The following is a 9619-nucleotide window of genomic DNA, read 5'->3' as shown; positions in this document are numbered from 1 at the left end:
CGTAGTCGGCGCCGAACAGGTCGCAGGCGCGCTCGATGGCCAGGGCCTCGACCTTGTCGACGAACTCGCAGCCACCGTAGTAACGCTTGCCCGGGTAGCCTTCGGCGTACTTGTTGGTCAGTTGGGTACCCTGTGCCTCCATCACGGCGCGGCTGGTGTAGTTCTCGGAGGCAATCAGCTCGATGTGCGCCTCCTGGCGTTCCACCTCTTCCTCGATGGCGGCGAAAACCTGAGGATCGAAATCAGTAAGGCGTGCATTGGTCATGGGTAGCTCCTTATTGTTAAAAAAAGAGTGCAAGAGCCTCATCGAGGAAGTTATCGACCGCCAATGATCAGGACAAATTTGAAATGCTTATGCGGCGATAAGTTGAAAACTCATGAAAGAAAAAAGCGAGCCCCGAGAGCTCGCTCTTGCTGAAGGCGATAACTTCAGTTCTTGCCGACGGCATTCAGATAATCCACGCAGCGATCGGTGGACTCGACATCGGCAAACTTGGCATCAATATCAAACAGATTCCATGCCACGGCACCCGGCACCCGATCTCCGATGCACTTCTTGACAGCAATGGTGCGGAAACCTTCTGCCAATCCATCACCACGGGTCGTGCGCGCGCAAGCAATCAGATTGAGACCAGTGCAGCATGGAACAGGGCTTATGTCAGCCCAAGTTTCAAACTATTCCGAGACCTTGTGTATCAAGAACTTCACACATGACATTGAGCTGCTTTGTCACTGGACACAAAGTAACTACGGCCGACATGACGCCGACCGTAGCAGAACCACATCAAACACTGAGTTTTTGGAAGGCAGGACGTGGCGTCAGTAGCGAAACCACAATATAGCAAGCTGAGGAGACGACACACCCTGTGAGAGGCCCGATCAACCAGCCGACATCGGCAAACAGCATCATGTAACCACTGGTGAAGAATCCAACCAGCATTGCAATCAAAGCCCCCCAGGCACTTCCCTGCCAGAAGGTAGAGATAAACACTGGCCCGATCATGCTGGCCAACAGAGTCCCTGATCCCAGAATCCCCAACCAGGAAAGCATGAAAGGCGGTGCATAAAGCATCATCAGTAACGCCACCACACCCAACACGGCAACAGCCGTACGATTGATGAAAAGGGCCCGTCGCTCACTCGTTACACGACCGAAGAGAGACAGCCGAAGGTCATGGGAAGTTGCCGACGCGACGGTATGCAGCAAGGAATTAGCCGTGGATTTCATGGCGAAGATGATAAACAGTGTGATGATGCCCTGAATGGCCGGGTGCATGAACCGCTCAAGATACACCGGCATTGCCATGTCGGGATCAGCAAGATCGGGCACATGCAGACGCACATAGAGGCCGACGATCGGGATCAGACTCAGCAACGCTCCCAGGATGGCTACATAGACGCCCACCTTGTGCAGCTTGACGTCGGGCTTCATCGCTAGGAAGCGCACAGCCATATAAGGCAGCACGGCGGCGAACAGGAAGGCGTAGGGGAGCACCAGAAATACGGTGCCAATGGAGTCACCATAATGGGCTCCGGTGGTAGGATTGAGCAGTTCGGGGTCAATGGCATTCAGAGAAGCCTCCCAAGTACCCAGGTCCACCGAGGTAAGAATCTGCACCAGGATGATGACAGCCGCCAGTGCCATGCCGCAGACCATGACCGTATCGGTCCAGGCGACGGCGGCCAGACCGCCGAGCATGGTGTAGACGATGATGACAGAAACCATCAGGAAGGCGCTCTGGTTGAGCTCGATCCCCAGCCAACTAGCGCCCAGCAGGCCGACGGCCTTGATCTGGCTGGTCAGGAAGACAAGCAGCAGCAGAATGGTGATGACGGCTGCCACCCCTTGCAGTACGCGCCCCATTGCCCCACCACCGTGGCTCTGTGCGATATACTCGGGGATGGTATTACTGCCCATCTCGATCGCCCGTCGCTGCAGGAAGCGCGCGAAGTAGAGGACGGCGATCATCATCGCCGGCGCGAAGAAGAAGTTACCCAGCACCTCGATGGCACCGAACTGGTAGGTGACCCCGGGGGAGCCCATGAACCCCCAGCCGCTGAAGCCGGTGGCGACGATGGTGCCGGCCGCCACGAAGGCACCCAGCGAGCGCCCGGCCACCAGGAAGCCCCCTTCATCGCTCTTGTTCATGTATTTTGAGGAGAGGTAGCCTAGGTAGATCAGTAGGCCGAAGGTCAGGATCAGCAGTCCCCAGTTGAACGACTTGTAGGCATCCATGATCACTTCCTCATTGAGCTATTAGCGGATTTTCTCTTCATCTCTCTTCGGAGGTAAGTTGCACCGGCGTGGATCAGCATGTAGCAGGTAAGCACCAGGAAGGTGCTCAATACCCAAGAATTCATCCAATGACCCTCTTGTTATTGATGGATTCACTGCCTAAAAATCGCGCATTGTCACAAAGCGCAAATTCAAGTTATTTTACTCTCTTACGGCACACAAATTTGCATATCCAATGGCCGCATTGGACATCAAAATGGCAAGAAAATGACAAACATACCTACCGATCTTCTGAGAACCTTTGTCACCATAAAGGACCTAGGAGGCTTCACCAGTGCAGGCGAGCTTCTTGGTCGCTCACAACCAGCCATCAGCCTTCAGGTAAAGAAGCTCGAAGATATACTGAACACCAAGATTTTCCTGAGAGGCTCGAGCCTCGAGCTGACCGAGGATGGTGAATATCTCTATGAAGCTGCGCGTCAAATCCTTGAGATAAACGATCAAATCATCGCCAAGGTCAGGGGCGACAATGTTTCCGGAAAGGTAAGGCTTGGCATCCCCAATGACTTCGAGCTGGCTTTTCTTCCTAAGGCGCTGAGAAACCTTTCCCGCGTTTACCCCAACATCATCGTGGAAGTCGACTGTGAAATCAGCAAGGTGATACTCCAGCGCTATCAGAAGGGACACTATGACATTGCCCTGGCCATGGAGCGTGCCAAAGAAAATGAGGACAGGGATTCGCGTGATTATCGGCTGGAAAGTCTCGAGTGGGTCTACAAGGATAGCCGGCTCATCGATGGCTATGATGATCCCATCCCGTTGATCGCTTATCCGCAGGGATGTGTCTACCGCTCCATCATGGAGGAGTCCCTCCAGGGACAGCAGCATCCTTTCCGTTTCATGTACACGAGCACCAGCCTGCTGGGCATTTTCTCCGCCGTCGAGGAGGGGCTCGGCATAACCGCAATGGCGAAGTCGGTGATTCCCGAGCACCTGAAGCATGCCGCCAGTTCCAAGAGTCTTCCCGAGCTGGAGAGAGTATGTATCGGTTTATATTACAAGGATCGGGAGCTCAACATCGCGTCCCGCCACGTGCTTGACTTCCTGCGCTCCGGACTGGCCAATATCTAAAGGGGGCATTGCCGGAGCCTCGCGGCTGACAATGCCCCCATGCTCAGGAGAACGTCTCGGCAATCTTCTCTATACACTCAGCGAGTATCCATTCTCCCTTTTCGGATGTCGCCTTCGACGGGGACGACAAGGTCCCTGAACTCGGCACCCAGGTCGGGTCGGGAGGAAAAACATCGTAGGGTGGGAACTCCGCAGGCGGTACATCGACCACCTTCGACATGTCCACCAAGTCGGGATGTATTCGCAGCATGATCGAGGTTTCCAGCACGCCCCCATGCTCGACCGCCCACCCGGCGAATCCCTCGGGGAACACCTTCTTGACGGTAGCCTCACTGATAAAGTCCCAATAGGAGAGCAGGACCACCTTCAGCTCTATTCCTGACAGCCTGGCGTACTTCACGGCACGGTCGGCCGCTTCGACCAGGAACATGGAGTTCTCGAAATGCCCATTGATCATGAGAAACTCCCGGTTCCCGTGCTCCATGAAGGCGAGAATCACATCATATACATACTCCTCCAGGGAGCGACCACTGACGCAGGTAGTCCCCGGGAAGAAGTTCCCGCCTCCCGACTTGACCTGCGACTTGTAGCCATAGGCAATCGGGGGAGCGACCAGCATATTATCGCTACGCTCGGCGACCCGGCAGGCGATATGTTCCGGAATCAGTACATCGGGGTTAAGGGACATATGCGGTCCATGCTGTTCGATAGCGCCCACCGGCATCACTATCTTGCATCTCCCATCCTTCACCCTGTCGTGATAGGACACCCAGTCCATTTCCGCTATCTTGACCTTCTTCATCAACCCTTTTCTCCCACAAAAGAATTCACCGAGTATTGCTGGCGAAAGTAGCTATCATTCTGAACGGCTCGCAGAATCGAGTAGGCCATCAGGAGCATGATCACCGAGAAGGGCAATGCCGACAGGATGGCGGCAGTCTGCAGGGTCGACAACGCCCAGGCGCCTCCCACCAGCAGCAGTACGGCTGCGATGGCCCCCTCCATGACACCCCAGAATACACGGTGCCTGGAAAGCGGGTGCGGATCCCCCTCACTGAGAATGGTGGTAATGACAAGGGTTCCCGAGTCAGACGAGGTGATGAAGTAGGTTGCTACCAGCACCGTACCGAAGAACCCGGCCAGCACCCCGACGATGCCAACGTCCATGGCCGTGAAGGTAGCATAGAGCGCCAGAGAGACATCGTTGGCGACGGCGTCTGCAATGCCCCCGCTGCCAAACAGCTCCTCGTAGATCGCCGTGCCGCCATAGGCCGATAGCCAGACAAAGGAGAGCAGGGATGAAACCCCTACCACGCCGAGGATGAATTCACGGATGGTTCTGCCCCTCGAGACCCTCGCCACGAAGACCCCAACGAAGGGAGCCCAGGACATCCACCATCCCCAATAGAAGACGGTCCACCAGCCCTGCCAGGAGTCCTGCCATGACTCGGCACCATTCGCTGCAGTCACATTGCTGCCGGTATAGAAGCTCAGGGGAATCACCGACCTGGCATAGTCACCCACGGAGTCCAGGAAGCCGCCGATGATGTAACGCGTCGGACCGAAGATGAAGAAGAAGGCGAGCAGCAGGAAGGTTAGCCACATATTGGCCTGCGAAAGATATTTGATTCCCCGCTTGAGCCCCGTGAGAACGGAAATCAGCGCCAGGACCGTTATCACAGCGATCAGTGCCACCTGCACCAGGTTATTGACAGGCACATCCCAAAGATAATTAAGACCAGAATTGATTTGCTGGACACCCAGCCCCAGAGAGGTTGCGATACCAAAGAGGGTGGCAAAGACAGCAATGATATCGATGAGGTTACCAATCCACCCATTGACCTTCTCCCCCAGGATTGGATAGAGCGTGTAGCGGATGCTCAGTGGCTTACCATATCGATAGGCCATCAAGGCCAGGCCGAGGGCAACGATGCAGTAGATGGCCCAGGCATTGAGTCCCCAGTGGAAGTAGGCGAGACGCATGGCGACATCTGCGGCTTCTCCGTTGCCTACCGCCGACGAGAATGGCGTCCCATGCGAGAGATGCATGATCGGCTCAGCGATGGACCAGAAGATAATGCCAATGCCTTGGCCGGCCGCATACAGCATTGCGAACCATGTAAAGTAGCCGAACTCCGGCTTTTCATCCTCTTCTCCCAGCTTCAAACGCCCATACTTGCTGAAAGCCAGGGCCAGGAGGAAGATCAGGAAGCTCGCTGCCAGTCCGACATACCACCAATTGAAATAGAAGGTCACATAAGTTCTTCCCCTGTCGATCAGCCCCGTCGCTGCCTCGGGGAAAAGTATGGCAAGGGATATAAAGGCGACCATGATCAGTACTGATACCATGGTAACCAGTGGATTCACCCCCCTAAAGGGGCCTGAGTGAAGGACCATACCGAACACTCCTATAGTCATTGTTCTTGTGCAAAAAGGGGGCAAGGCCCCCCTTGGATGCTACTTGATGATGTTGTGGTTCGGGCCATACGGGAACCCGGTAATGTTCTCTGCTCCGTGCTCGTTGACTACCAGGATGTCGTGCTCGCGGTAGCCACCGGCCCCGGGGCGTCCTTCCGGCACCATGATCATCGGCTCCATGGAGACGACCATGTTGGGCTCGAGCACCGTCTCGATGTCTTCACGCAACTCCAGTCCCGCCTCACGGCCATAATAGTGGCTCAGGGTGCCGAAAGAGTGGCCGTAGCCGAAGGTGCGGTACTGCAGAAGATCATGCTCGGCGAAGATCTCATTGAGCTCGTGAGCGATGTCGCAACAGCGTACGCCGGGCTTGATCAGCTCCTGACCCCGCTTGTGTACCTTGCAATTCACTTCCCATAATCGCAGATGCTCATCAGAGGCATATTCGCAGAACAGGGTCCGTTCCAGGGCTGTGTAGTAGCCAGAGATCATGGGGAAGGTATTGAGGCTGAGAATGTCTCCCGGCTGCACGCGGCGACTGGTCACCGGGTTATGGGCGCCGTCGGTGTTGATGCCGGACTGGAACCACACCCAGGTATCCATCAACTCGCTGTTGGGGTAGGTCTTGGCGATCTCGCGGACCATGGCCCGCTGGCCAGCCAGTGCCACCTCATACTCCGGCACGCCGGCGGCAATCGCATCACGCACTGCGACACCGCCCACGTCCGCGATACGCGCTCCCTGACGGATCAAGGCGATCTCTTCGGCTGACTTGATCATGCGCATCTTCATGGTCGGCACACTGATATCGACCAGTTCGACGTCGCCAAGGGCATCGAGTAGCTTCTGCTGGTTCTGTAGGGTGAGGTGGTCGAACTCGACCCCGACCCGCTTCTTGCCCTCACACAGCTGCTTGACGGCCTTGAAGAAGTTGTCCTTCTGCCAGTCGGTATAGACGATGTTGTCGCCCAGGCGGTTACGCCGATACGGCTGCCCGCCGTCGATGTTGGCCGTCACGGTGGTGAAGTTGTCCTGGGTCACCACCAGGCCGTAATCCCGGCCAAACTTGCAGTACACGAAGTCACTGAAGTAGTTGATGTTGTGATAGGAAATTAGGACCACAGCATCAACGCTATTCTCAGCCATGTAGCTGCGCAATTTATCGAGACGACGACGCATCTCTTCATCAGAGAATGTGGGGACGACCTTTTCGCCGTTGGGAATTTCAATGAGGGAAGGAAGTTGCATGTTGTTCTCCTGTGCTTTGGTTAAGCAACTTTCAAGGTAGGTTTGGACCCGACCTTGATCGAAACGCCATCGGCATTAGCCGATGAGTCTTTCTCTGAAAACTCGAACAACGCGAGCTTAAAGCGCTCTTCGAGAATTCTGATAACTCGAGTTATATGGAAAAACTCTTCATCTTTTACCATCAAGTCGAAACTAATCAATCTGACACCGGAGAGGTTGATAGCATAGGATCTTTCTACTCGGAGCATCGAGGAAACTTCCTTCTTCAGTCCTCTTGGCATCATGCCGGCGGGAGCCGATCTCTTGGCTCTAAGAATCAGTGTCCAGTTCTTCATATGGCCTCCACCGCCTGGTTACTGGACGAACTATCGGCAGGGAGTGGCTCGAGAGCAAATTACAAGTCCAAATGTGCCCATTGGATCGACCAATGGGCATATTTTTCAATGGATTAGATATGACATGAGAGAATAATCCCGCAGTCGAGCAAGCACCGCGCGCCTGGCGTTACGCCGGTATCAGGGTATCTCGACTCGACTGCATGTGAGCAGAATATGGAATGGCCAACTCGAGTCCAAAGCGCTGGAATCGGCTCCTGACACGTGAACTCGAAGGCTGCCATGGGTTCCTAGCGGTGAAACTGTTTATGTTGCTCCGGCTGCCAGAGGATGGCATCGATATGCAACTGGGACACACTTCCATCAGGCAGCGGCCAGTCAATGGTATCTCCTACCCGCAAGCCCAGCAGAGCGGCGCCAATAGGAGCCAGTATCGAAATCGCATCCTCGGTGCTTGCAAGGGCATGAGGGTACACGAGCGTACGTGTCAACTGACGCTTGCGCACCAGATCGGTGAAGCGGATGCGGCTATTCATGCTGACCACATCCTCGGGCACCTGCTCGGGGTCCACGACTTCACTGCGTAATAGCTCCTTTTCCAAGGCTTCCGCTACAGTCCAGTCCTTGTCATCGGCATTGTCGATCAAGCGCTGAAGCCGTTCAGCGTCCAAACGATTGATAATGAGGGATGGGCGTGATGACATGATTCTCTCCTCGATTCCAATCAATGGGTTATTAACAAAGACTATCAACCAACTAAAAAGCCCTTCCCCACAAAGCGGGGAAGGACTCTACCTCGTTCGACTTTACGGTATTTTTCGAGAGCGTGACAAGAGAATACTATGACAAGCACTGCCCAGGCCGTGTAAGCAACTTTGATTAGCTCCGTTCAGGAGCCACCTCACCTGCTTCTCGGCGGGCATAATGCTAGGTTTTGTACGATAAAGTCAGCGCGTAAGCAGCGGTCTATGCACGCCAGGCATACCATGGCCCTGAAACTGCTCGCCAGCTTGTCGTATCGGGTGCTGATTCGTCGTAACTCCTTGAACCAACCAAAGCAACGTTCAATGACTTACGCTCGCGGTATTTAGGTTTGTCGAACCCCCTGGGTAGGCCAGGACGAGGCTTTCGGTGCATCTTGCGCTGGGCAATGATCGGCTTCATCCGGTGTCGGTCACAATAGTGGCGTAATTCATCACTATCGTAACCCTTGTCTGCCACGAGGTGGCGACAGCGCTTCCGGGGCCGGCCAACGCCACCCGGCAGAGAGACCTCTTCCATGGTCGGAATGAAATGGCGAGTGTCAGAATCCTGGCCCGGGGAAAGCGTGAAGGTCAGTGGCCATCCGTGTCGGTCGCAGACCATGTGGACTTTGGTGGTCAAGCCACCCCGACTGCGGCCCAGCGCATGGTCTACCGGTTCTGCCGGTCCCCCTTTTTGCCGCCTCCTGAGGCGGCATGCGTGGCACGAACGACCGTGGAATCGATCATCCAGGTGTCCAGGTCCATCATCGCGCAACCTAAGCTGGAAGTGTTCCAGCACGGCGTCGAAGGTGCCGTCATCACGCCACTGACGGAATCGCTCATACACCGTCGTCCAGGGACCATAGCGTTCCGGCAAGTCGCGCCATTTGGCACCTGAGCAGAGGATCCAGAAGATGCCGTTCACTACCTGGCGGTCATCTCGCCTCGGACGGCCCATTGTCTGAGGTGGTGAAACGATGTCCTTGATCAGCGACCAGCTATGATCGGAAAGCTCGTAGCGTCCTGCCATATCTCACCTATGCTGCTCCGGCATAGGCGAAATTAGCACATGAGACTTTTCGTACAAAACCTAGACAAGGGAAGCCTCTACCAACTGCCTTGACACCTTACACCACCTTACTGGAGGGAAATTGGATGTGTTGTTTATACGGAGAAAAAAACAATGTTGGCCGAATAAATGAGCCACCTAAGTGCTTAATCAAAAGTAATCCTGCACTCACTTCCGTAGTTACTGAGCACTTTGATAACCTCGCTGCATAGCGTGGCGAAGTCTCGATAGGCGGCCAGCGGCAGCCAGCGATATTTGATCTGCCGCCAGAGAATCTCGATCAGGTTCAGCTCTGGCGAATACGCTGATAGATAGACCAGGTGCACACGATGCGACATCCATTCCAGCAGCTTTTGCCGGAACGCTTTCGACCTATGCATGCTGGCATTGTCGAGCACGATGACAGCAAAGGTCTCCGGGGCTTTCTGTTCAATGAAAT

General features: G+C 55.0%; 10 protein-coding genes and 2 pseudogenes. 1 reads left to right on the top strand and 11 read right to left on the bottom strand.

Annotated elements, in window-relative coordinates; genetic code table 11:
- From glyA to IE093_RS21880, 3 genes and pseudogenes are all read right to left on the bottom strand, one after another.
- Nucleotides 1-265, bottom strand: a pseudogene (gene glyA, locus IE093_RS21890) (serine hydroxymethyltransferase); the annotation flags it as partial.
- A gap of 164 nt (nt 266-429) precedes the next feature.
- Entirely contained in the window at nt 430-588 is a 159-nt protein-coding gene (locus tag IE093_RS21885) for a cysteine hydrolase family protein (protein ID WP_229803882.1), read from the bottom strand.
- Between the two features lie 196 nt (nt 589-784).
- Nucleotides 785-2236 carry a sodium:solute symporter family protein gene (locus IE093_RS21880; RefSeq protein WP_189473009.1) on the bottom strand — a complete coding sequence of 484 codons (1452 nt, stop codon included), beginning with the start codon at nt 2234-2236 and terminating at the stop codon, nt 785-787.
- Between the two features lie 267 nt (nt 2237-2503).
- On the opposite strand from IE093_RS21880, the gene IE093_RS21875 reads away from it, so the two are divergent.
- Nucleotides 2504-3367, top strand: coding sequence for a LysR family transcriptional regulator (locus IE093_RS21875; RefSeq protein WP_189473007.1), 864 nt, complete (start codon nt 2504-2506; stop codon nt 3365-3367).
- Between the two features lie 43 nt (nt 3368-3410).
- Here the strand turns inward: IE093_RS21875 and IE093_RS21870 are convergent, their stop codons facing one another.
- The 8 genes and pseudogenes from IE093_RS21870 to IE093_RS21840 form a co-directional block, all read right to left on the bottom strand.
- Nucleotides 3411-4169: a creatininase gene (locus tag IE093_RS21870; RefSeq protein WP_189473005.1), complete on the bottom strand. Its 759-nt coding sequence runs from the start codon at nt 4167-4169 to the stop codon at nt 3411-3413.
- On the bottom strand, nt 4169-5764 hold the full coding sequence (locus IE093_RS21865; RefSeq protein ID WP_189473003.1) for a BCCT family transporter: 1596 nt from the start codon (nt 5762-5764) through the stop codon (nt 4169-4171). Before IE093_RS21865 ends, IE093_RS21870 begins: the two co-directional genes overlap by 1 nt.
- Before the next feature lie 60 nt (nt 5765-5824).
- Complete coding sequence (locus tag IE093_RS21860; RefSeq protein WP_189473001.1) at nt 5825-7033, bottom strand: M24 family metallopeptidase; 1209 nt, start codon at nt 7031-7033, stop codon at nt 5825-5827.
- Between the two features lie 20 nt (nt 7034-7053).
- Nucleotides 7054-7368 (bottom strand): hypothetical protein, encoded by a 315-nt coding sequence (locus tag IE093_RS21855; protein WP_189472998.1) that lies wholly within the window; start codon nt 7366-7368, stop codon nt 7054-7056.
- Nucleotides 7369-7658: 290 nt separating this feature from the next.
- Nucleotides 7659-8072 carry a nucleoside diphosphate kinase regulator gene (gene rnk / locus IE093_RS21850; RefSeq protein WP_189472996.1) on the bottom strand — a complete coding sequence of 138 codons (414 nt, stop codon included), beginning with the start codon at nt 8070-8072 and terminating at the stop codon, nt 7659-7661.
- Between the two features lie 197 nt (nt 8073-8269).
- Entirely contained in the window at nt 8270-8398 is a 129-nt protein-coding gene (locus IE093_RS22575; RefSeq protein WP_229803884.1) for a hypothetical protein, read from the bottom strand.
- A gap of 101 nt (nt 8399-8499) precedes the next feature.
- Nucleotides 8500-9141 (bottom strand): annotated as a pseudogene (locus tag IE093_RS21845) (IS5 family transposase); the annotation flags it as partial.
- 185 nt (nt 9142-9326) lie between these two features.
- Nucleotides 9327-9619, bottom strand: a 293-nt coding sequence (locus IE093_RS21840; protein WP_189472995.1) for a transposase, incomplete at its 5' end; no start/stop codon positions are given.

Source organism: Litchfieldella qijiaojingensis (genome assembly GCF_014651875.1).
GTDB lineage: Bacteria > Pseudomonadota > Gammaproteobacteria > Pseudomonadales > Halomonadaceae > Litchfieldella > Litchfieldella qijiaojingensis.
The sequence above is the reverse complement of the archived record's forward strand: the minus strand, read 5'-3'. Positions and strand labels throughout refer to the sequence as shown.

Excerpts from the sequence above, each read along its gene's own strand:
- IE093_RS21880 (WP_189473009.1), bottom strand. The coding sequence starts at position 2,236 with ATGGATGCCTACAAGTCGTTCAACTGGGGACTGCTGATCCTGACCTTC.
- IE093_RS21875 (WP_189473007.1), top strand. The coding sequence starts at position 2,504 with ATGACAAACATACCTACCGATCTTCTGAGAACCTTTGTCACCATAAAG.
- IE093_RS21870 (WP_189473005.1), bottom strand. The coding sequence starts at position 4,169 with ATGAAGAAGGTCAAGATAGCGGAAATGGACTGGGTGTCCTATCACGAC.
- IE093_RS21865 (WP_189473003.1), bottom strand. The coding sequence starts at position 5,764 with ATGGTCCTTCACTCAGGCCCCTTTAGGGGGGTGAATCCACTGGTTACC.
- IE093_RS21860 (WP_189473001.1), bottom strand. The coding sequence starts at position 7,033 with ATGCAACTTCCTTCCCTCATTGAAATTCCCAACGGCGAAAAGGTCGTC.
- IE093_RS21855 (WP_189472998.1), bottom strand. The coding sequence starts at position 7,368 with ATGAAGAACTGGACACTGATTCTTAGAGCCAAGAGATCGGCTCCCGCC.
- rnk (WP_189472996.1), bottom strand. The coding sequence starts at position 8,072 with ATGTCATCACGCCCATCCCTCATTATCAATCGTTTGGACGCTGAACGG.